This is a genomic window from Natrinema caseinilyticum (assembly GCF_024227435.1).
Classification (GTDB): Archaea; Halobacteriota; Halobacteria; order Halobacteriales; family Natrialbaceae; genus Natrinema; species Natrinema caseinilyticum.
Map to the genome: position 1 here is coordinate 880,678 of NZ_CP100445.1, position 20,343 is coordinate 901,020.

At 64.3% G+C, this 20,343-nt stretch carries 22 protein-coding genes and 1 pseudogene; 14 read left to right on the forward strand and 9 right to left on the reverse strand.

From position 1 onward, the window contains the following. Positions 1–238: 238 nt before the first annotated feature. Complete coding sequence (locus NJT13_RS04265; RefSeq protein ID WP_254524253.1) at positions 239–412, reverse strand: DNA polymerase V family protein; 174 nt, start codon at positions 410–412, stop codon at positions 239–241. Next, a complete protein-coding gene (locus NJT13_RS04270) occupies positions 351–1,427 on the reverse strand; it encodes a nucleotide exchange factor GrpE (RefSeq protein WP_254524254.1) in 1,077 nt (358 codons plus the stop codon). The genes NJT13_RS04265 and NJT13_RS04270 overlap by 62 nt, the downstream gene beginning before the upstream one ends. Before the next feature lie 194 nt (positions 1,428–1,621). On the opposite strand from NJT13_RS04270, the gene NJT13_RS04275 reads away from it, so the two are divergent. Next, positions 1,622–3,079 carry a DEAD/DEAH box helicase family protein gene (locus tag NJT13_RS04275; RefSeq protein WP_254524255.1) on the forward strand — a complete coding sequence of 486 codons (1,458 nt, stop codon included), beginning with the start codon at positions 1,622–1,624 and terminating at the stop codon, positions 3,077–3,079. Between the two features lie 178 nt (positions 3,080–3,257). On the opposite strand, the gene NJT13_RS04280 is transcribed toward NJT13_RS04275, so the two are convergent. Continuing rightward, a complete protein-coding gene (locus tag NJT13_RS04280; RefSeq protein ID WP_254525493.1) occupies positions 3,258–3,467 on the reverse strand; it encodes a hypothetical protein in 210 nt (69 codons plus the stop codon). A 159-nt stretch (positions 3,468–3,626) separates the two neighbouring features. Between NJT13_RS04280 and NJT13_RS04285 the strand changes: the two genes are divergently transcribed. The 3 genes from NJT13_RS04285 to NJT13_RS04295 all read left to right on the forward strand — a co-directional run bounded on the left by NJT13_RS04285 (position 3,627) and on the right by NJT13_RS04295 (position 6,771). Continuing rightward, a complete protein-coding gene (locus NJT13_RS04285; protein ID WP_254524256.1) occupies positions 3,627–5,207 on the forward strand; it encodes a DUF790 family protein in 1,581 nt (526 codons plus the stop codon). Between the two features lie 46 nt (positions 5,208–5,253). Then, positions 5,254–6,222: a malate dehydrogenase gene (locus NJT13_RS04290; RefSeq protein WP_254524257.1), complete on the forward strand. Its 969-nt coding sequence runs from the start codon at positions 5,254–5,256 to the stop codon at positions 6,220–6,222. A 102-nt stretch (positions 6,223–6,324) separates the two neighbouring features. Next, positions 6,325–6,771, forward strand: coding sequence for a response regulator (locus NJT13_RS04295; protein WP_254524258.1), 447 nt, complete (start codon positions 6,325–6,327; stop codon positions 6,769–6,771). 82 nt (positions 6,772–6,853) lie between these two features. Here NJT13_RS04295 and NJT13_RS04300 read toward each other — a convergent pair whose 3' ends face one another. Then, a complete protein-coding gene (locus NJT13_RS04300) occupies positions 6,854–8,530 on the reverse strand; it encodes a hypothetical protein (protein WP_254524259.1) in 1,677 nt (558 codons plus the stop codon). A 226-nt stretch (positions 8,531–8,756) separates the two neighbouring features. Here NJT13_RS04300 and NJT13_RS04305 point away from each other — a divergent pair, with 226 nt between their 5' ends. From NJT13_RS04305 to NJT13_RS04315, 3 genes are all read left to right on the forward strand, one after another. Further along, positions 8,757–9,155 (forward strand): hypothetical protein, encoded by a 399-nt coding sequence (locus tag NJT13_RS04305; RefSeq protein ID WP_254524260.1) that lies wholly within the window; start codon positions 8,757–8,759, stop codon positions 9,153–9,155. Between the two features lie 196 nt (positions 9,156–9,351). Then, the gene (locus NJT13_RS04310; RefSeq protein ID WP_254524261.1) at positions 9,352–10,464 is read left to right on the forward strand and encodes an OBG GTPase family GTP-binding protein; all 1,113 of its coding nucleotides are present in this window, start codon (positions 9,352–9,354) and stop codon (positions 10,462–10,464) included. A gap of 215 nt (positions 10,465–10,679) precedes the next feature. Continuing rightward, complete coding sequence (locus tag NJT13_RS04315; RefSeq protein ID WP_254524262.1) at positions 10,680–11,474, forward strand: VOC family protein; 795 nt, start codon at positions 10,680–10,682, stop codon at positions 11,472–11,474. Here NJT13_RS04315 and NJT13_RS04320 read toward each other — a convergent pair. The 4 genes from NJT13_RS04320 to NJT13_RS04335 all read right to left on the reverse strand — a co-directional run bounded on the left by NJT13_RS04320 (position 11,471) and on the right by NJT13_RS04335 (position 13,204). After that, positions 11,471–11,629, reverse strand: a complete 159-nt coding sequence (locus tag NJT13_RS04320) for a hypothetical protein (RefSeq protein ID WP_254524263.1) — start codon at positions 11,627–11,629, stop codon at positions 11,471–11,473. The two genes, NJT13_RS04315 and NJT13_RS04320, sit on opposite strands and share 4 nt — an antisense overlap. Positions 11,630–11,713: 84 nt before the next feature. Then, positions 11,714–12,097 carry a universal stress protein gene (locus NJT13_RS04325; RefSeq protein WP_254524264.1) on the reverse strand — a complete coding sequence of 128 codons (384 nt, stop codon included), beginning with the start codon at positions 12,095–12,097 and terminating at the stop codon, positions 11,714–11,716. 451 nt (positions 12,098–12,548) lie between these two features. After that, entirely contained in the window at positions 12,549–12,860 is a 312-nt protein-coding gene (locus NJT13_RS04330) for a DUF7521 family protein (RefSeq protein WP_254524265.1), read from the reverse strand. Further along, complete coding sequence (locus NJT13_RS04335) at positions 12,857–13,204, reverse strand: ArsR/SmtB family transcription factor (RefSeq protein WP_254524266.1); 348 nt, start codon at positions 13,202–13,204, stop codon at positions 12,857–12,859. Before NJT13_RS04335 ends, NJT13_RS04330 begins: the two co-directional genes overlap by 4 nt. 711 nt (positions 13,205–13,915) lie before the next feature. Here NJT13_RS04335 and NJT13_RS04340 point away from each other — a divergent pair. The 5 genes and pseudogenes from NJT13_RS04340 to NJT13_RS23390 form a co-directional block, all read left to right on the forward strand. Beyond that, complete coding sequence (locus NJT13_RS04340; RefSeq protein WP_254524267.1) at positions 13,916–14,122, forward strand: signal peptidase complex subunit 2; 207 nt, start codon at positions 13,916–13,918, stop codon at positions 14,120–14,122. Then, positions 14,119–14,931: a cytochrome c oxidase subunit II gene (locus tag NJT13_RS04345; RefSeq protein WP_254524268.1), complete on the forward strand. Its 813-nt coding sequence runs from the start codon at positions 14,119–14,121 to the stop codon at positions 14,929–14,931. Before NJT13_RS04340 ends, NJT13_RS04345 begins: the two co-directional genes overlap by 4 nt. Beyond that, a complete protein-coding gene (locus NJT13_RS04350) occupies positions 14,931–16,685 on the forward strand; it encodes a b(o/a)3-type cytochrome-c oxidase subunit 1 (RefSeq protein WP_254524269.1) in 1,755 nt (584 codons plus the stop codon). The genes NJT13_RS04345 and NJT13_RS04350 overlap by 1 nt, the downstream gene beginning before the upstream one ends. Continuing rightward, a complete protein-coding gene (locus NJT13_RS04355) occupies positions 16,685–16,876 on the forward strand; it encodes a CbaC protein (RefSeq protein ID WP_254524270.1) in 192 nt (63 codons plus the stop codon). Before NJT13_RS04350 ends, NJT13_RS04355 begins: the two co-directional genes overlap by 1 nt. Positions 16,877–16,948: 72 nt before the next feature. After that, positions 16,949–17,080: pseudogene (locus NJT13_RS23390) on the forward strand (CoxG family protein); the annotation flags it as partial. Between the two features lie 260 nt (positions 17,081–17,340). On the opposite strand, the gene NJT13_RS04360 reads toward NJT13_RS23390, so the two are convergent. After that, the gene (locus tag NJT13_RS04360) at positions 17,341–18,081 is read right to left on the reverse strand and encodes an alpha/beta hydrolase family protein (RefSeq protein ID WP_254524271.1); all 741 of its coding nucleotides are present in this window, start codon (positions 18,079–18,081) and stop codon (positions 17,341–17,343) included. Between the two features lie 367 nt (positions 18,082–18,448). On the opposite strand from NJT13_RS04360, the gene NJT13_RS04365 reads away from it, so the two are divergent. Further along, on the forward strand, positions 18,449–18,613 hold the full coding sequence (locus NJT13_RS04365) for a hypothetical protein (protein ID WP_254524272.1): 165 nt from the start codon (positions 18,449–18,451) through the stop codon (positions 18,611–18,613). Positions 18,614–19,201: 588 nt separating this feature from the next. Next, positions 19,202–20,326, forward strand: coding sequence for a tyrosine-type recombinase/integrase (locus NJT13_RS04370; RefSeq protein WP_254524273.1), 1,125 nt, complete (start codon positions 19,202–19,204; stop codon positions 20,324–20,326). Positions 20,327–20,343: the final 17 nt, after the last annotated feature.

Below are 20,343 nucleotides of genomic sequence, written 5' to 3' on the forward strand. Positions count from 1 at the left end.
AGGGGTATTGTGCGCACTTTGTTTTAAAGGTTACTAGGATCGATCAAGAACCGAATTAAATGCCGCTCGAGGTGCCAAAACCCGTGAATTTCGCACTTTCCGTTCGATAAAAACGAGTGAGGAATCCGCCGATCGGCGGTTCACCTGTTGGTGGATCGACGGTCCAAGAATCGCCCGACGAGAACCGAGTACAGGACAGAGAATTCCGTTCGGGGAAGACGTCCCCGCGAACGCTCCCTCAGTCGTCGGCGTCGTCGGCGGACGCCTCCTCCCCGTCGTCGCTCGCAACTTCGCCGCCGAGTTCGATCGCCCCGTCGGCCGCTTCGGAGTCGTCTTCGTGACCCTCCTCGTCACCCCCTTTTTTTCCCGCCGTCTCCCGTCGGTTCCGTCGGTTCGGACTCGTCGACGGCATCGTCACCCTCGACCGACGCGTCGGTTTCGGCGGCTCCGTCGGCGCCGGCGGCTTCGGCTTGTGCGTCCTCCTCGAGGTCGCCGTTCGAAACGGTCACCTGTGCGTTCTGAATGACCTTGTCGCCCATCTCGTAGCCGGGGGTGTAGACGTCCGCGACGGTCCCCTCCGGCAGGGCGCTCTCGACTCGCATCATGACTTCGTGGCGCTGCGGGTCGGTCTCGACCCCCGGATCGGGGTCGATCTCGGAGACGTTCTCGTCCTCGAGAATGCGATCGAACTCGCGGAGCGTCATCTCGACGCCCTGCTGAAGGCTCTCCGCGTCACCGCTTTCTTCTTCGAGGGCGCGTTTCAAGTTGTCGCGGACGCCGATCAGCCGACCGACGAGGTCCTCGGTGGCACGGTCTTTGATCTGCTGTTGGCGTTTTTTCGCTCGTTTCTTGTAGTTCTGAAAGTCGGCTTGCTTGCGCTTCAGGCGGCTCTGTAACTCCTCGACCTCCGATTCGTATTCATCGAGTCGCTCGTCGCGCTCGGCTAAGGCCTGTTCGTACTCCTCCAGTTCGTCCTGTAACTCGCCGATCGTCTCCGCCTGGGACTCGATGCGCTCCTCGAGATCCTCGAGTTCCTCGCGCTGGTGTTTGACGGTGCCGTTCAGCGAGCGCGCCTCCTCCACGATCGAGTTGACCTTGTGTGCGAGTTTGTCGTCGTACTCGGTGACTCGGTCGAGGACCCGCTGGACGTCGTCACTCGTCTCAGGTGCCTGCCCGGTCGAACCGCCGTCGTCGTCGGCTGTCGGACCGGTCTCGGGCGCGGCTCCGCTGTTGTCGTCGGCAGGTTCTGCACTCGAGTCGGCGCCCGTCGCCGCGGGCTCCGAGTCGGAGTCGCTCGAGTCCGGAGTCGGTTCCGATTCCTCGTCCATCGACTCCTCGGGAGGTACGTCAGCCGTCTCGCCGTCGTCGGATTCCTCCGCTGACGGGACACCCTGGGCGGACGCGTTCGTTCCCTCGTCTTCGCTCATGTGGGGGTCAACGAACAGCGATAATAAAAGGGTTGAGGTCCGGGGGTGTCGCGGAGGGATCGATCGGTCGGGACGGACACATCGAACCCTCGGCGGAACGGAACCCGAACGGAGGCGGTGGAACCGTCGTCGAGGGCCGGAATACGATCGCCGGATCCGACCGGTATATGTACGTCCTGAACTGAATGTGACCCGTGACACCGGCGTTACCCGACGGCTCGAGCGCGGTCGAACTCCGGTACCAAGACGGGACGATCCGGATCGACGGCCTCGCGGAATCGTCAGTTTCCCCGTCCGCGATTCGGACCGCGGTTCCCGACCTCGAGGCCGATTCGCGAACCGGCGGCTGGCGCGCCCCCGCAATGTGTTATGCCGACCTGCGGGCCGCCCTCGACGACCTAGACGCTGCGATCGACGACCGAGTCCTCGACCTCGCGTCCGTTCCAGACCTGCAATCCGCCTACGAACTCCGCGACTATCAGGCGACGGCACTCGAGGCCTGGCTCGAAACCGATCGCTGGCTCGATTGCACCGGTCCGGGGTCGGTCCGCCGAGCGCCCGCCGGCGTCCTCGAACTCCCGACTGGCAGCGGCAAGACGGTCATCGCGCTGTCGGCGATCGAACGGCTCGCCGTGCCGACGCTCGTCGTGGTTCCAACGATCGATCTGCTCGAGCAGTGGGAAGGCGAACTCGAACGCGAATTCGGCCGGCCGATCGGCCGCTTCGGCGGGGGCGAACAGCGACTCGAGCCGATCACCGTCTCGACGTACGATTCGGCCTATCTGAAAGCGGATTCGGTCGGCGACCGGTTCGCGTGCGTGGTCTTCGACGAGGTTCACCATCTGGGTGCCGAGGGCTACCGCGACATCGCACGACTGCTCGCCGCCCCTGCGCGCCTGGGCGTGACCGCGACCTTCGAACGACCCGACGGCGAACACGACGCGGTCGAGGAGATCGTCGGTCCGCTGGTCCACCGCGTCGACGTGGAGACGTTGGCCGGCGATCACCTGGCCGAGTACGATATCAAACGACTCGAGGTCTCGCTCTCCCCCGCCGAGCGCGAGGAGTACGAGCGAAAACAGGACGTGTTCACGAGCTACCTGGCGAAGTCGAACATCGACATGCGCAGCGGGTCGGACTACCAGGCCCTCGTCAAGCGATCGGGGAACGATCCAGAGGCGCGCGAGGCGTTGCTCGCTCGCCAGCGCGCACGCGAAGTAATGCTCGGAAGCGAGGCCAAACTCGAGGCGCTCGCCGAGATCTTGGACGACCACCGCGGCGACCGAGTCATCATCTTTACGGCCCACAACGACCTTGCGTACGACGTTAGCGAGCGGTTCTTGATTCCGACGATCACCCACCAGACGGACGCCGTCGTCGCGGACGGGCGGACGGAACGCGACTACGTTCTGGACGCCTTCCGAGACGGCGAGTACACGAGGCTCGTCACGACGAACGTGCTCAACGAGGGCATCGACGTTCCGGAGGCCAGCGTCGGCGTCGTCCTTTCGGGGACGGGGAGCGAGCGCGAATTCAGGCAGCGCCTCGGTCGGATCCTTCGCCCGAACGCGGACGGCGGCCGTGCAACGCTCTACGAGATCGTCTCCTCGGATACCGGTGAAGAGCGGATCGCGAATCGACGTCGTGAGTGACCGCCGGGTGTCCCAGTCGGCCGTCGCTGACCGTCGACGTGGCTGTCCGGTTCGGCAGGGACGATGTCGAGGACCGTCTCACAGGGAGCAGTCGCCGCCGGTATCGAGACCGGTCTCCCCGGAGAGCGGCCGCTGCCACTCTCGGGTGCGTTCGTTCGGCTCTCGGCCCTGAGGTCGCTCAGTTCGAAACCGGCTTCGTCCCAGTCCCTTCGTGGGAACACGCGAGGTGCCGTGCGACTTCTGCGTGCGAGTGATTCCCGACGAGATGGTCCTCGAGCGTCCGATCCAGTTCCAGTACGTCCCTGCAGATCGGACATTCGACCGGTGGGGTGAACGCCATTCCTTCTTCGTCGTCCGCCCGTCCGAGGGAAAGCGATACAGCATGCATGTGCCCGCCGATCGGTCGTCTCGCGGTGACGATAGCCGCCCCCTAGGTCGAACCGGTCTCGGCCGCTCGAGTGTCCCGCTCGGGAACGCGCACGCGCCGGAGATCCCAGCACGTCACCGTCCGGGTGACTTTTGACGCTCCCACGCCGACTTCAGGGAGATGCTGACGAAGGACCTGCTGCGCATCTCGCGGGCCGGCGGCGGGTACCACCCCCAGTTCGCCGGCCGCGAAAAGCGACCGCTCGCGGCCCGCGTTATCGGGACGTACCAGGGTCACGTCGGTGAGGCGCGCGCGAACCTGGAGGAGGCGCTGACGGCCCTCGAACGCGAGGCCGACGATTTCAAGCTCGTCCGCGGGCTGGCGGCGCTGCTCGAGCGGGAGGCGACGTTCGAGACGGAGACGGCAATCGAGCCCGAACGGGCGCGCCGAGCCGTGTTCGACGCTGCCGAGGCGGTCGGCGTCGTCAGCGAAGACGAACGCGCGATGGCGTTCATCCGCGCGAGCGAAGCGCTCGGCGTGTCCGCCGACGACCTCGAGACCGCGCTGTACGCCGACCTGGAGGAACGCCAGACGTTGACTGCGGTCGACTCGCGGTGGGATCCGTCCGAACTGATCGCCCAGTACAACCTGTCGCTCGCCCAGACGGCGCTGTTCGACGCGACCGAACTTCGAGTGCGCTCGAGCGATCCGAAGGCGCTGATTTCGGCGATCAAGCGACTGCGGCTGATGTACGAAATTCACCGGCGTTCGGACCAGGCCGAAACCGAGGGGACGGGTGGCTCGGAGCGCGAAGTCGTCGTCACGGGACCGACCCACCTCTTCCGCGCGACGCGGCGGTACGGCACCCGTTTCGCGCGACTGCTGCGAACGGTCGCGGGCGCCCGCGAGTGGCATCTCGAGGCGACGATAGACGATCGCGGCACGGAACGGACGCTCGAGTTGTCCCACGAGGATCCCGTCGCGGTTCCCGACGCGGAGCCGGTTACTGACGTGACCTTCGACAGCGGCGTCGAAGCCGATTTCGCCGCTCGATTTTCCGGGCTGGACCTCGACTGGGACCTCGTGCGGGAGCCGGAGCCGCTCGCGACGGGCACGCGCGTGATGATACCAGATTTCGCCTTCGAGTACGATCCAGCGGGTGCGGCCACCGGCGGCGCTTCGACCCCGTCCGACGGAGCAGCGCGGGAGTTTCGCGTGTATTTCGAAATTATGGGATTCTGGACGCCCGAGTACGTCGCGAAGAAACTCGCCCAGCTCGCCGACCTCGAGGACGTCGATATGCTGGTCGCCGTCGACGAGTCCCTGGGGGTCGGCGAGGAGATCGCAGCCCGCGACCACAGGGCGATCCCCTATTCGGGGACGGTACGGGTCAAGGACGTCGCCGACGTCCTCGGGGAGTACGAGCGACAACTGGTGGCCCAGAGCGCGGCCCGACTCCCCGAGGAACTTTGCCCCCGAGAGGCCGCCATCACGGTGGACGCGCTGGCCGCTCGCCACGGCGTGAGCCCCGACGCCCTCACGGACAAATCGTTCCCCGAACACGAACGGGTCGGTCGCACGTTGATTCGATCCGCCACCCTCGAGTCGCTCGCCGACGAGGTCGAATCCGGGATGGCGCTTTCGGACGCCCAGGCGATGTTCGACGAACACGACATCACCGACTCGAGCGCGATCCTCTCCCGACTGGGCTACCGCGTCGAGTGGGAGGGACTCGCCGGCGGGACGATCGTGGAGCGGTAACTACCTACCCGAACACCTTAGACGTCCCGCCGACGTTGGCCCCGGTATGAACGTCCTTCTCGTGGGCGGCGGTGGAACGATCGGGAGCACCGTCGCGTACACGCTCACGGCGCAGTATCCGGCGGCGACGGTTACGCTCGCCGACCCGCGAACCGACGTCGCCGACGCCCACGCGATCGACCTCCGTCACTCGCTCTGTCACGTGGCCCACGCTGCGGGTCGGCCATCGTTCGGCGACGAGCGCCCGGGAACCGTCACGACGATCGATCCGAGCGCGGATCCCGGACGGGACCCCGTCGACGCGGCCGACGTGATCGTCGTCACCGCAAGCGCCGCACGCCCCGCGGATAGCTTCGAGCGCGGCGGCCGACTGTCGGTCCTCGAGCGGAACCTCGAGATCGCCGCCGACGTCGGCGACTGGATCGGTGACGCGGAGCCGACGCCGACCGTCGTCGTCAGCAACCCGTCAGATCGAGTGACCCATCGCCTGTGGGAGGAAAGCGGCTGGCCGCGGCGGTGCTTCCTCGGGTACTCGCTGTCGGAATCGGCCCGCATCGCCGACGAACTGGCCCGTCGATTCGACGTTTCTCCCGCGGACGTCTACTGCCCGATCCTCGGCGAACACGGCGAACACATGGTGCCCCTGTTTTCGCGAGCGACCGTCGACGGCGACCCCGTCCAGATCGCCCCCGCCGAGCGCGAGGCCATCCTCGACTACGTCCGAGACGTCCCGTACGACGTCATCGGTATGCGGGGCGGGGACGATTCCTCCCGCTGGGTCACCGGTCGGGGACTCGCTGCGATCGTCTCTCGACTCGTCGACGGCGGTACCGACGAACCGGTCTGTCTGTCCACGCCGCTCGACGGGGAATACGGCCTCGAGGACGTCAGTGTGAGCGTCCCCGTCCTGCTCGGTCCGAACGGCGTCGCCGAAATCGTCGACTGGGAGCTCACGTCGACGGAGCGGGAGCGACTCGAACGCGCGGGCGCGGCCGTTCGGCGCTCGATGGGATAAGCGGTAAGCGATGGGGTAAGGGAGGCCCCCGCCGCCGCGACCCAACGTCTGTAGTGATCAGTGTTATCTAGCTGCGCCTATTGACGTTCAGGTAGCCCCGTCGTGTCAACGCAATCGTCCAATGAGCAAGTCGAGATCCTGCTCGTCGAAGACAACCCCGGAGACGTCCGCCTGATACAGGAGGCGTTCAAAGCGGCCGGATTCGAAACGGTGTTTCATACGGTTACCGACGGCGACGACGCGCTCGAGTTCCTCCAGACCGCCGTCGAGTCCGGACCCGGCGTCGATCTCGTGCTCCTGGATCTGAACCTTCCGAGAACGAACGGGTTCGACGTTCTCGAGGCGATGCAAGCGGACCCGAAACTGACGCCGCTACCGGTTCTCGTCCTCACGAGTTCGCACGCGTCGGAAGATATCGTCCGGAGCTACGAACTGAGCGCGAACGCGTACTTGACCAAGCCGTCCGATCCCGACCAGTTCGCCGAGATCGGCCGCGCGGTCGAAGCGTTCTGGGTCGACGAAGCGACGCTCCCTCCCCTATCCTCCTGACCGCGTCCGCGACGCCGGCCGCGGATCGCCCGCGGTCACGGCCCAGCGCCCACCGCAACCCGGGTTCGTATACCCCGCGGCCTCACCCCGTTCCATAAACGGTCACCGTTCGCGTGTCGCTGTCCCCCGAGGTTCGCACCGTCACCGGGAACACGTCGTCGTTCCTGACGGGATACGTCTCGTAGCCGAGCGAGATCGTCGCGGTCTCACCGGGCGCGAGGCTCACCCTCGAGGAATCGACGACCTCCGGCGACCGACCCACGACGAGTTCGACCGACTCCGTGCCCGCGCCGTCCCCCGCGTTCTCGAGTGACGCGCTCACCGAGAGCCGCTCCCCACCGGTTACCGGCGCGTTCGTTCCCGTAATCGACACGGCGAACGACGCCGTCCCGGTTCCGCCGTCGTCACTGCCATCACCGCCATCACCGCCGTCACCACCGTCGTCCCCGTCGTCGAGTCCGTGGACGAGAACCGATCGCGAGGCGGTGTCGTCGCCCGTCGCCACGCGAACGGGGAACTCGTCGTCGTTCCTGACGGGATAGGTCTCGTACCCGAGCGAGACGGTCGTCGTCTCGCCCGCACCGACGAGGACCCGTTTCGTATCGACCGTCGTCGGATCGTCGCCCACGACGAGTTCGACCTCGCGGTCCGCCGGGTTCTCGGCCGAATTCGAAAGCGTTGCGGTGACCTCGAGTCGGTCGCCGCCCGTCACCGGCGCGTTCGTCTCGAGGCCGGTCACCTCGAGGGACCCGTGATCGCCGGCGTCGTCCGTTCCGACGACGGTCACGTCCGTCTCCGAGGCGGCGTGGCGCGTCTCGACGCGGACCGGGAACGTCTGTGTGTTTCGAACCGTGGCCGTCGTGAACGCGAGCTGGACCGATTTCGTCCGGCCGGCGTACACCTCGACGGACGCGCTGTCGACGTGGGTCGGGTCGTGACCGACGATCAGGTCTGCCTCCGCGTCGACGAACGCGTGGTACATCGAATCGCCGTGGATCGCGACCTCGGCGTCGACGACGAGTTTCTCGCCCGCCCGGACCGGCGCGTTCGTGCCCGTAATGGCCACGTCGCGCATCGCCTCGATCGACGGGCCTTCGGTGCGCGACACGGCCGCTCGACCGTCGTCGCAGACGATCCACGCCATCATCGGGTATCCCCCGATGAACCAGATCGCATCGCCGGCCGAAACCGCGTACGTCGCCGTCGCGTCCGATCCCGACACGTCGGTCGTGTCGACGTACGTCGCGTTTTCGCCTTCCTGCCAGATTACCCGCTGGAGGGCCTCGCGTTCGTCGGTGACCGTCGCCGTGACTTCGACCCCCTCGCGGGTGGTGATCGTGGCGTCCGGTCCGGGATCGGTCGTGACGGTTCCGCTCGGCGCCGAAGGTGCGTCCGCGGAGACCTCGACCCGCCAGGCGATGGAAGCCTCGTCAGCGGTCGCAACGACCTCGTAGGTCCCGCCATCCTCGAAACGACCGTGGGCGGCCGGATTCCCCGTCCGATGGGTGTAACTCCAGAACGGTGCGGCCGGCGCGACGTCGGCCGCGTTGCCGCCGTCGACTCGCCACTCGACGGCCGTCGGCTCGAGCCCCGGCCCCGCGGCGGCTTCGAACACCACCCTGCTTCCCGGCCGGACGGCCGTCGTATCGCCCGTCGGACAGACTCGCTCGAGGGAGCGCGACTGCGCCCCTCCGAGGCCCGTCGCCGCGAGGGTCCCGACGCCGGTTCCCACCGCCGTAACGTACTCTCGCCTTCGCATACGGGATTTTACGGACTCCGGGAGGGTATAGCTAGTAGAACCTTGGCGATACGAATTATATCGAGGAAACGAGTGTTCAGCGAGGCGATTACGGGGACCGCCGCTGAGAAAGCCCGATCGATCCTGCGAGAACATTCGGGGACGATCGCTCCGCTCGGAGCACCACACGTACGAAACCGAGGAAAACGCCGCCGAAGCTATCGTCCGTGACTGCGTTACGACGACTATGGCCCCCACAGCCGTTCGTGATCGAGTCGTCGCCCGGCCGGTTGCGTCGTTCTTCGTCCTCGCCTACGCCGTCTCCTGGCTCGGGTTTCTCCCCAGCGCGGTGGGAATCGACCGCGCCTTCGGCGGATCGAACCTGTTGATCGCTCAGTACAACCACACCGGAAGCGTCCTCCTGATGATGCTCCTCCACGGCGGGTTCAATACCGCGACGGTTCACCTCGTCCCGTTCGCGGACGAACTCGTCTTCGGCCCGACCTACGCGACGCTCCTGACGGTACAGATCGGTGTGCTCCTCGTCGCCGTCCTTTCTATCGTCGCGCTCACCGGCGGTCGCCTGGGATACGACGCCGACGATGTCCGGCGGGGCCACGGCGAGGACGGAACCTCGGCGGCCTGACGCCGCTCCGGCGCGGGAGGAGTGCCGTTCCGTCCCGACCGCGGCGCTCGAGGCACGCGCGATCGAACGCACCGATTCGCTGGGTTCTGTCTCCGAACCGCTCGCTTCTCGAGGCCGGCGAAGGGGTCGAAAGCCGGTGCAGCGACCACGGCGTTCTCGAAAGGGTTTTTCGGCCCGGCCGGTTGTGTAGGGACAAATGGGGCTCGAGGATGAAATCGAGGCAATCGAGGAGGAAATCGCCAACACGCCCTACAACAAGTCCACGGAAGCCCACATCGGACGGCTGAAGTCGAAACTTGCCGAGAAAAAGGAAAAACTCGAGAAACAGCAGTCCGGTTCGGGCGGCGGAGGCGGCTACTCCGTCGAGAAACACGGCGACGCGACCGTCGCCCTGGTCGGATTTCCGAGCGTCGGCAAGTCGTCGCTGCTAAACTCGCTGACGAACGCCGAGAGCGAGACCGGGTCCTACGAGTTCACGACGCTCGACGTCAACCCGGGCATGTTGCAACACCGGGGGGCGAACATCCAGATGCTCGACGTTCCGGGCCTGATCGAAGGTGCCGCTTCGGGCCGCGGAGACGGCCAGCAAGTGCTCGCAGTCGTCCGAAACGCCGACCTGATCGTCTTCGTCCTCTCCGTGTTCGAGATCGAACAGTACGACCGCCTCCAGAAGGAACTGTACGACATCAACATTCGCGTCGACCAGGACCCCCCGCGTGTTACCGTCAGGCCGAAGATCAAAGACGGCATCAAGATTACCTCGAGCACCGAGCAGGACCTAGACGAGAAGACGATCCAGGACGTCCTCCGCGACCAGGGCTACGTCAACGCGGATCTCAACCTCCAGGAGAACGTCAGCATCGACCGGCTGGTCGACGGATTGATGGAAAACAGAGAGTACATCCCGTCGATCACCTGCGTCAACAAGGTCGATCTGATCGAGCCATCCTACAAGGAAACGGTGGACGAGGAGTTGCACGACCGCGGGCTCGACCCCGACGACGTGACCTTCATCAGCGCCGCAAAGGAGAAAGGGCTCGAGGCGCTCAAAGATCGCATCTGGGAGAACCTCGGCCTCATCCGGGTCTACATGGACAAACCCGGTCGGGGCGTCGACTGGGAAGAGCCACTCGTGATCGAGGAGGGGACGACAGTCGGCGAGGCGATCGAGAAACTCGGCGGCGAGATGGAAGAGCGATTCCGCTTCGCTCGCGTGACGGGCCCCAGCGCAACCCACGACGAACAGCAGGTCGGGAAGGATCACGTGCTCGCCGACGAGGACGTGTTGAAGCTGATTCTGCGGCGATAGCGGCCTCGGCACCGTCGGCCCGCCGGTTCGGGTGCCGCCCTGTCGTCGGCGGCTCGAGGGTCGGCGCCAGCCGACCGGATCTCGAGTCGGCCGCGATACCCTCCTCGACGACCGTCGCCGACGCGACGGCCGGAACCGATGCGGATTCGCCCGACAACTCTGAGTAGACCGCCGCCTTCGCCACTCTTTTGGACCGCGCAGGACTCAGTTCTCGTATGAACGGAACGCTCGACCACACGATGATCCGCGTCGCCGACCTCGAGGAATCCCTCGACTGGTACCAGACCCACCTCGAGTACGAAGAGAAAGATCGCTACGAGGGCGACGGCTTCACCATCGTCTATCTCGGGCCGGAGGAGATGCACGAGGAGGGGGCGATGCTCGAGATCACACACAACGAGGGCGAGGAGCCAGCCGTTGGCGACGCCTGGGGCCACATCGCCGTCCGCGTTCCCGAGGGCGAACTCGAAGAGTACTACCAGCAGTTGCTGGACGAAGGCGTCGACGACTACCGCGATCCCGAATCCTGTGGCGGTCGCTACGCGTTCGTCAAAGACCCCGACGGCCACGAGATCGAGATCGTCCAGCGCGATCCCGACCAGGGCGAGCTGTGGTCGATCGACCACACGATGATCCGCGTCGAGGACGCCGACGAGGCGCTCGGTTTCTGGACGCGCAAGTTCGAGTACGACGAGGTCGGCCGCTGGGAGTCCGACACCTTCGCGAACTACTTCGTCGAACCGAGAGACGCCCCTCCCGAGGCGATGTCCGTCGAACTCACCTACAACTACGACGGCCGAAGCTACGAGATGGGCGACGCCTGGGGCCACCTCTGCGTCCGTATCGACGACCTCGACGACGACTGGGACCGACTGCTGAAACGCGAGGCCGCCGACTACCGTGACCCCGAAAGCTGCGACGACATGTACGCGTTCACGAAAGGCCAGGACGGTCACGAGATCGAACTCATCGAACGCGACCTCGAGGCCGAGTCGCTGTTCCCGTTCTAAAACGAGACGATCGTCGCGGTTTCGTCCGTTCGATCGTGCTGGTCGTGCCAGGCGTACTGGTCGTGCCGGGCGTTCTGAGTCCCTGAACCGCCGGAATCGTCAGTACCGCCGATTTCCACGGTATTCTTCCCACCAGCGCTCGCTCGTCCTCTCATCAGCGTTCGCTCGTCGGGCGGATCTTCCCACGGGAGTCGACGATCGACGTCTCGATCGGTCCTGCTCGATCCACCGTCCCCCTGCTACGGTTTGGGAGTCGGGACGACGACCACCGGCCTGTCCGCTTCCTCGAGAAGTTCTCGAGCGGTCGATCCGAGGTCACGCGTCGCATCGGGATCGCCGCCGTGGGCGCCGATGACGATCTCGTCGGCGTCGACGTCCCGTACAGCATCTAGCAGCACGTCGGCAGGATTGCCGGATCGAACGTCGGTCTCGACGTCACCGACGGTTGCGAGACGGACGGAGGCCACGTTCAGCGCTTCCTGACAATCTCTACGTGCGGTCCGGTCGTTCTCGTTTGCGACCGCGACCACGGTGACGGTGTCCTCGGCGGTCGCCCGATCGACGAGGTAGTCACAGATCGCCGCTGTCGTGTGGACGGAGTCCGCGCCGGCGAGGTAGTGCATAGCGACTCTACGACGGTGCCGTCGAAGAATCCTCTGGACCGTCGGAAACGACGGCATCGAGGCGCCTCTGTGCGAACGAAAGAAGCGACAATAGATATGCCGGGCAGCGTTTTCTCCCTCGGAAAACGCGGTCGTGTACTTACGACGGTCGCGTCGAAAAGAACGTGTGGGGGACGAGACAGACCATCCCTCGTGTGCCGTGATCGGCCCCCCACGCTGCACCACATCGTTTCAGGGTCGTACCCCTGCATCTCGCGACGCGTCTCCGCGATCCCCTCCGCGTGGACGCGTCATGCCGGTCTCCCGCAGCACTAAACCGTCGGTTCCCACATTGGTCTCCCGTACAGGTCTCCCGCATTGGTCCCCCGCATCACTCGACGGCGGTGCAAGCCAGAATGGATGGTCAACCTGACGAAATCGCTTCGGCCCGACCGCGCTCGTCGGACGATTTTCAATGCTGACCGTACAGAGAGTACGTAATCGCGACGAGACCGAGCAGTCGGCTCACGTTCTCGAGCAGTGCGATGACGATTTGCTCCGGGCTGACGAGCGTCGTGACGGTGACGTTGAGCAGGAACGGGAACAGCGTCAACAGGAGAAGCCCGACGGCGAGATAGAGCATCGACGGTGCGTCGTTCCGACGATACCCCCGGTACGCCTGGTAGGCGATAATCGTGCCGAAGAGGGCAACGAGGAAAAGACTCGTTACTGTCAGCAGTTCGAATATCGTCGCCTCGTCGATTCGGACGACGTTTCGGCTCATCGCATTCCCTCCCACATGCGAGTGAACTTGTCGGCGACGTCTTGCTCACGGTGCGTCAACTCGAGTTCGAACGAGCCGTCCTCCAGAGACAACTCCAGTCGGTCGAGGTTCGCACGGTAGATGCCGTAGTGGTTCCCGTCCGGTGCGAGTTCCGTCTCTTCGGTGACGAGGTTACATTCCTCGAGGCGATCGAGGCGACGATAGATCGTGGGGAGGGAGGCGTCACACCGTTCACTCAGTGTACTGGCAGACATGGGTTCGACGCTCGTATGGGTGAGGATATCTCGCGCGTAGTCGCCGTCGAGAACGGCGAGTAGTGTCGACAAGTCGGTATCCTCACTCACTGGTATAGCTGTTCGTTCCAGTATTACTATGAAAAGCGGTCCGATTTTTCTGAGTGAGAAAACACGACTAGAGCAGATCGGTTCCGTCGAACGGAACCGGTCGGATCCGACTCGCCGTGCGCTCCGTCGACGGGCTCCCGGGAGAGCGACCGCTCGGTTCTCGAGTCACGAATTCACCTCGAGCGCAGCGGGAGGAGAGGTGGTGGAACGAGGGCGGTAAAGGCTGAATCGGATCGTTCGTTTCGGGACTCCGGTCGAAATATTACGGCAACGGTCCCAGTTCGTTACAGACGGACAACAGGATCTTATCGTTGCAGTCCATCAATACGGCGGTCTCGATACAGTCCGTCGAGATGGTCAGTGACCGGAGGAGACATCCGTCTCGCTGCGTGGGCGTCGAGCGGATCGTATCGACCACCCGAAACGCACGTGACGGAAGCAACCGACACGACGCGGAGGTGTCCGCTCCGGTCGCTTTGCGGCCACGGGCCTCGACGGACCCACACTCGCGGCCCGCTCGGAACGATCTGTTCGGGCTTTCCCCCTCGAACTCTCGTCCGGGATCGGAGCGCCAAATCGGTCTCCGGGTCGCCGGTTTCTGTCCACCGAGCGGTATGTCTGTAGTAATACGTCACTGTAGCCGACAAGCACCTATTTTGCATGTGAACTCTCCGCAGGGATTATTTCGACGTTCGTACTCGCTACTTCAGTATGGATTCAGCTCGGACACGGGAAATCGGTCACGACGAGTTCGATCCACGGGGGACGCTCGCGCTGGTCGCGCTTTACTTCCTCGTTCTCACGCTGATGTGGTTGTTTACGTATTTCGTCGAGTTCCTCGGAAGCGGACCCACGGTCATCGGCCCCGGATCCATGTACTGGGACGCCGGCTTGATCCAGCCGGTGATGATCGTATGAGGATTCACTCGTACGAGAAGCTCTGGCTCGCCGCGTCGATGGTGCTCATCCTCGGGTTCATCGCGACGATCACGTACGGAGCGGTCGGGCTCGGTATCGAGATGATCGGCGAGGAAGACGAGACGGTCGCTCCGAACGAGATCGACGACGACGAGCGCTTCGGCGAACCGCGAGTCGAACAGGTCGGCCCCGACGAGTACGAGGTGTACGTCATCGCCCAGACGTTCAGCTTTCGACCCAATCCGATCGAAATTCCCGCGAACAGCAAGGTCACGTTCCACGTGACGAGTCGTGACGTCATCCACGGCTTCGAGGTGCCCGGAACGAACATCAATTCGATGGCCATACCGGGGCAAGTTGCACAGTTGACCGTGGTATTCGACGAACCCGGCGATTACGGGCTCATCTGCACCGAATACTGCGGTGACTTCCATCACCAAATGGAAGGCGAGATCGTCGTCGTCCCCGAAGACGAGTTCGATATGACCGAACTGTCCGTCGAGGCACCGGATACCGTCCAGCCGGGCGACGAGGTCGAACTGAACGCGACGGTTCGGAACGGTCAATTCGAGGAACTCGAGACCACCGTCGACGCCGAGATCGGAAACCAAACGTTCCAACGAGATATCTCCGTTGACGGGCAGAGCGCAGAGAACGTCTCGTTTAGCGTCGATAGCGACGAACTCGGAGAGGGCGAATACGAGTGGTCCGTCACCGTCGACAACTACGAGGAAGACGGTTCGGTGACAGTCGCACCGAACGAGACGGGTGACGAAGAGACGGGTGACGAAGAGACGGGTGACGACTGATGACGGCCCCATTCGCCGAGAGGTATCCCGCGGAAGCGCGACTCGTTCGGGCCGCAATGTTGAACTCGTTCGTCGCGTTCGGAATCGGTGCCATCTTCGGGCTCATTCAGGCGTTGTATCGGACGGACGTCTTGAGATTTTTCGAGGCCCCGAAGTACTACACGGTGCTGACCGGTCACGGCGTCTTTCTCGTGCTGACGTTCACGATCACCTTCCTCGTCGGAATCTATCAGTGGGCGGTGACGGACAGTCTCGAGCGGGGTCCCGTCGACATCCGGTTTAGCTGGTTCTGGTACGGGTTGATGTCCACGGGAACGATCCTCGTCGCGATATCGATCTTCGCCGGCTTTCTCGAGGAACCGCCGCAGGTACTCGGCTCGAGTTTGAGCGCGGACGTCCTCTATACGTTCTACGCACCGTTGCAGGCGAACCCGTTGTATTACATCGGACTCGCCGTGTTCGTCATCGGCGTGTGGCTCGCGGGCTTCGACTGGTTTCGCACGTGGCGGTCGTGGAAACGGGACAATCCGGGCGAGCGGATCCCGCTTCGAACGTTCATGGTATTGACGACGATGCTCATGTGGTATCTCAGTTCGATCGGCGTCGTGGTTTCGATCGTCGTATTTATCCTGCCGTGGTCGCTCGGGTGGGTGGACAGTGTCAACCCGCTGTTGACCCGGACGCTGTTCTGGTACTTCGGCCACATGGTCGTGTATTTCTGGCTGTTGCCCGCGTACCTCCTGTGGTACATCGTTCTGCCGAAGCTCTCGGGCGGTCGGTTGTTTAGCGACCCGCTCGCCAGGGTCGTGTTCATCCTGTTCGTCCTCCTCTCGACGCCGGTTGGCGTCCACCACCAGTACATGGATCCGGGTATCGCGGAGGGATTCAAGTTCATCGCGATGTCGAACACGATGTTTCTGCTGTTACCGAGCCTGTTGACGGCCTTTACCGTCGTCGCCAGTATGGAACACGGGGCTCGCCAGCGCGGCGGGACTGGAACGTTCGACTGGCTGCGGGCGCTCCCGTGGCGAAACCCCGCGTTTACTGGCATGGCGCTGGCCGGGCTGATCTTCGCGTTCGGCGGGTTCACCGGCATCGTCAACGCGGGGATGAACATCAACTATCTCGTGCACAATACGCTGTGGATACCCGGCCACATCCACACCCAGGTGGGAACCGCAACGGCGCTGACTCTCATGGCCGGATCCTACTGGCTCGTTCCCCAGTTGACCGGGAACAGACTCGTCGGCAGGCAAGTCGCCCTCTTCCAGGTCGTCCTCTGGTTCGTCGGTATCGTGTTCATGACGAACGCGATGTACCGATCCGGACTCGTCGGCGTCCCGCGCCGAACGGCTGAACCGCAGTACAGCTTCGAGTACAACGTCGGCGTCGGTTCGATGGGCGAACTCAACGCTCAGATCGCCCTCGGTGGCACGTTACTGTTCATCTCAGCGTTTCTCTTTCTCACGCTCATGGTTCTCACGGTGTTCAACGACGATAGCGAACCGGTCGTCGACGGGACGATCCCGAAGGCGCTGTCGGGACCGGAAGACTCCCCACGGATACTCGACAACCTGCGATTGTGGTTCGGGATCGCTTTCGTTCTGGTCATCCTCGCCTACGCCCTTCCGCTGGCCAATATCGTGGCTCAGGGAGGGCCCTTCGGACAGGACGTTCCTCCGTTCCCCGTCGCCATCGATGTCGTCATGTATCTCCAGTACGGAGTCGAATCTGTTGGAGCGTTACTCACCTGATGCGCACCACTCCCGCAAAATTGTTGATCCTCAGTGCATTCGTCCTCGTGATCCTCGTCGAGGGGCGAACGGTACTCGCGTTCTTCGGTATCGGACTCACACCGCTCGAGACGGTTCTGATCGGGATCGTTACCATCGGGGCCCTCATCGTCTGGGCGATGTGGCCGGTACGAGGCGCCCCTCCCGAGTAGGGCCACGAGTCGCCACACCAATCGGATCCCCGTTCGAGATATCACAATCTGGCGTGAGCCAGGGGTACCAAGATGGAATTCAGCGGAACGTTCGAACTCGAGGAGACGACACTGGACGACGTGTGGCTGGCTTTGTCTGACCCGGCGTTGATCGAGCAGGCACTGCCTGGATGTCAGTTTCTCGTGCGGGTCGACAGTCAAGACGGTGTGAGTGGCGCCTTGAATTTGGCCGGTCCTGCGGACTCGAACCCGGTACTGACTGCTGAGGATCCGGTTCCGATACGGTGCTACTGTAGCAGAGCCGGACGAACGTGGATAGCGGTTCTTCGCACCGGACTCCGAGCGTTCTTCGACAGTCTGGTCCCCGGCAGCCTGTATTGCGGTCTCGAGGAGGCGCCACGCCGATCCGATTTTTTATAGCGCAATAAGATTTATCGAGTGAGCGGGGCGGATCGGTCACGCGCTCAGGGACGACTTCTCACCCAGTCGAGCCAGCCGAATACGCGCTCGAGCAGTCGCTGTTCGCCCGCCCGCGAGAACCGATGGCCTTCGCCCGCGAAGCGTTCGAGGAGGACGTCCCCCTCGAGTCGACGGGCGGCGTCGAAGCTATCGGCCGGATCGACGACCGCGTCGTCGCCACCGTGGAAGATTGCCGTCGGGACCGATAGCCGATCGACGACGTCGGAAAACGGGTGCCGATCGAGATCGTCGAAAAACCGGTGATCGATCCGCTCGCCGGTGTCGAACGTCACCTCGCCGTTCCGATCGACGGTGGCGCGATACTCGTCGAACGTTTCGACAGTCGTCACGGGTGCACGTGTGACGACAGCCTCCACTCGCTCGTCCGTCACAGCAGTGTGGAGGGCGACGGCCCCGCCGAAACTCGAACCGAACAGGGCGTACGAGCCAGGATCGAAGTAGTCGACGACGTGACGGAGGTCTGTGAGTCGCGCCTCGAGCGTCGATTCGACGAACTCGCCGTCGGATTCGCCACAGCCCCGGCTGTCGAATCGGACCGCATTGTAGCCGGATTCGACCGCACGCCGACATCGGTGTTCGTAGCTCCCCGACTTGTCGCTGCGAAGCCCGTGGCAGAAAAACAGCCAGTCGTCGGACTCGCCCTCGTGGGAAACCGCGGCCACTTCCGGCGCTGGCGCGGTATTCGTCGCTGCGCTCTCGATGGGAATCCAGTGACGGTCGGGCATTCGTACTCCCTCGGATGAGACCCGCCGTCTTGATTGGCGCGGTCGGATACGACGAAGTCCGTCGGCGCTCGAATCCCGGCGCGGGTGGGAACCGAGACCGACACCTCGACGAATCGCGACGGAAGAAGGCTCACGAACGGACAACCCCCAGGGTCCGAGCGGTTAGGAGTGGGTTCGATACGAGGGGTTCCACGGACACCGGTGCGACGGCGGTCGATCGAACGCAGTTACTCACCGCGGTGTGGGGGAAACACGGCTTCGATCGGAACGAGACGGACGAGGCCGTTATTGCAAATCCGTCCGGCCGTCACGGGCGCGTTTCGGAATCGGCGAATCGTTTATCGCTTCTCATCGGGTTGGTTCGGCTATGACCCGGACGACGTATCAGTGTCCGTGTGGCGCACACATCGAGTTCAAACAGGACTTGGAGAAAGAGCCGGGAACGACGACGCCGAGTTGGAAGTGCAGGGACTGCGGGACGCCGGTTCCGGGAATAACGGCCGAAAAGATCCGTCATCAGAACCCGTCGTGAGCGCCGGGTTCGGTCGCGGCTGCTGTTCGCACCGCGGACCGATCCGTGATCGGCGCCCGTCGTGACGTTCGATCGGTGACGGGCGACGCCGTCCACACGCACGTCGTCGGCACTCCGATTCCCGGCGAACCGTGGCGACAGCGGCCGAACGTGCTCGAACCGCGCGTCCAGTTCGCTCGAACCGTGCGAGCGGTTATAAGATGAACCAAATAACGCGATACCAAATCCGGAACCACCCACGCGCGAGAGGGGGGTGACGGCCGAACGGATTCGAGACGCGACGGTGAGAGCCACGACAGCGATTACGCAGCCGTCGTTCGGATCTGGACGAACCGCTGCGTTCTCGACCGGAAACGGTCGATCACGGTTCGAACGGCCGGGCGGCCCCTCGGTCGAGCCAGGTTTTTTCCGGCCCCGAAACACCGAAACACCGATTTAGGTTCGCGAACCAGTAGTGACCGAAGTGATGATTCGCGGCCGTTCCCTCGCGATCCGTTCCGGCCGTCCCGGCCGGCCTGACGGCGCTCGGCACACGATCCAGCGATTGGCCTCGGTCGCGCGGACCGTCTCCGAACGGGTGGTCCGTCCGTGACCGATATCGCGATCGCGGACGCGGTCGACGCCTATCTCCAGCGGAAAGCCGTCGGAGATCCGGACGGTTCCGGGGCCGGAACCTACGCGTCTAACGCCGAGTCGATACTCCGACGCTGGACCGAGTGGCTCGAGACGGAACACGACGTTGGCTCGATCGCCAGCCTCGAGGTCGACCACATGCGCGCCTACGCGGTCGAACTCCACGAGCGGACTGACCGCGGCGAGTACACGCCCTCCACCGCCGGCACCTACTACGCGGTCGTCCGCGCGTTTCTCTCGTGGTGCGTGCGAGGCGGCATCCGGGAGTCGAACCCAGCCGCGAGTACCCGGGCCGAGGCGGCGTTGCCGAGCGGAAATCCACGGCCTGCGAACGATACCTGGACGGCGCGCCAGCGCCGCGAACTCGAGCGCCACGTCCGCGAACGGGCGCTCGAAAATGCCTCCCACTCGACGAGCGAGCGACGCTCCAGGCTGCGAGAGTACGCCATGGTGGCCGTCCTCGCCCACTCGAGCGTCCGCGGCGCGGAACTCTTCTGCGTCCCGGACGACGACCGACGGACAGGTGCGACCTGGCAGGACATCGATTTCTACACGGGGACGATTCGCGTCCTGGGGAAATCCCAGCGACTCGAGGACGTGCCCGTGCCCGCTCGAGCGCGGACGCCGTTGCGTCGGTACCGGGTCGTTCTGGATCCGCCGTCGAACGACTGGCCGCTGTTTCCGACGGCCCACGCGCCGTCGATCGCCGGAACGGTGCGGTCGGCGCTGAGCGAACGGGGGTACGACGCGAAGACGATCGAGACGATGTTCGACGACGCGACGGCGATGGAACTCGCCCGCGAGCACTCGATCGCGCCGCCGGCGATCACGACGGAAGGGGCGCGATCGGTCCTGAAGCGACTCTGCGAGGCGGCCGGACTCGACGTCGACGGAGACCACCTGACGCCCCGCGGTGTGCGCCGAGACCAGGCATCCGTCCACTACCGGCAGGAGGCGACGGCGTCGAAGCCGACGCTTCGCGCATCCGTTCTCGAGCAGTCGATGGTCGTTCCGGCGGACGAACCGTCGATCGTCGACGCCGAATCAGGTTCGGGGGACGAATCGGCGGAGACGGAGTGAGGACGCGACCGGACCGG

What these genes read in the sequence shown, in the direction of transcription:
- NJT13_RS04265 (WP_254524253.1), bottom strand. Translation starts at nt 412, where the DNA reads ATGCCGTCGACGAGTCCGAACCGACGGAACCGACGGGAGACGGCGGGA.
- NJT13_RS04270 (WP_254524254.1), bottom strand. Translation starts at nt 1,427, where the DNA reads ATGAGCGAAGACGAGGGAACGAACGCGTCCGCCCAGGGTGTCCCGTCA.
- NJT13_RS04280 (WP_254525493.1), bottom strand. Translation starts at nt 3,467, where the DNA reads ATGCATGCTGTATCGCTTTCCCTCGGACGGGCGGACGACGAAGAAGGA.
- NJT13_RS04285 (WP_254524256.1), top strand. Translation starts at nt 3,627, where the DNA reads ATGCTGACGAAGGACCTGCTGCGCATCTCGCGGGCCGGCGGCGGGTAC.
- NJT13_RS04290 (WP_254524257.1), top strand. Translation starts at nt 5,254, where the DNA reads ATGAACGTCCTTCTCGTGGGCGGCGGTGGAACGATCGGGAGCACCGTC.
- NJT13_RS04300 (WP_254524259.1), bottom strand. Translation starts at nt 8,530, where the DNA reads ATGCGAAGGCGAGAGTACGTTACGGCGGTGGGAACCGGCGTCGGGACC.
- NJT13_RS04305 (WP_254524260.1), top strand. Translation starts at nt 8,757, where the DNA reads ATGGCCCCCACAGCCGTTCGTGATCGAGTCGTCGCCCGGCCGGTTGCG.
- NJT13_RS04310 (WP_254524261.1), top strand. Translation starts at nt 9,352, where the DNA reads ATGGGGCTCGAGGATGAAATCGAGGCAATCGAGGAGGAAATCGCCAAC.
- NJT13_RS04315 (WP_254524262.1), top strand. Translation starts at nt 10,680, where the DNA reads ATGAACGGAACGCTCGACCACACGATGATCCGCGTCGCCGACCTCGAG.
- NJT13_RS04320 (WP_254524263.1), bottom strand. Translation starts at nt 11,629, where the DNA reads ATGAGAGGACGAGCGAGCGCTGGTGGGAAGAATACCGTGGAAATCGGC.
- NJT13_RS04325 (WP_254524264.1), bottom strand. Translation starts at nt 12,097, where the DNA reads ATGCACTACCTCGCCGGCGCGGACTCCGTCCACACGACAGCGGCGATC.
- NJT13_RS04330 (WP_254524265.1), bottom strand. Translation starts at nt 12,860, where the DNA reads ATGAGCCGAAACGTCGTCCGAATCGACGAGGCGACGATATTCGAACTG.
- NJT13_RS04340 (WP_254524267.1), top strand. Translation starts at nt 13,916, where the DNA reads ATGGATTCAGCTCGGACACGGGAAATCGGTCACGACGAGTTCGATCCA.
- NJT13_RS04345 (WP_254524268.1), top strand. Translation starts at nt 14,119, where the DNA reads ATGAGGATTCACTCGTACGAGAAGCTCTGGCTCGCCGCGTCGATGGTG.
- NJT13_RS04350 (WP_254524269.1), top strand. Translation starts at nt 14,931, where the DNA reads ATGACGGCCCCATTCGCCGAGAGGTATCCCGCGGAAGCGCGACTCGTT.
- NJT13_RS04355 (WP_254524270.1), top strand. Translation starts at nt 16,685, where the DNA reads ATGCGCACCACTCCCGCAAAATTGTTGATCCTCAGTGCATTCGTCCTC.
- NJT13_RS04360 (WP_254524271.1), bottom strand. Translation starts at nt 18,081, where the DNA reads ATGCCCGACCGTCACTGGATTCCCATCGAGAGCGCAGCGACGAATACC.
- NJT13_RS04365 (WP_254524272.1), top strand. Translation starts at nt 18,449, where the DNA reads ATGACCCGGACGACGTATCAGTGTCCGTGTGGCGCACACATCGAGTTC.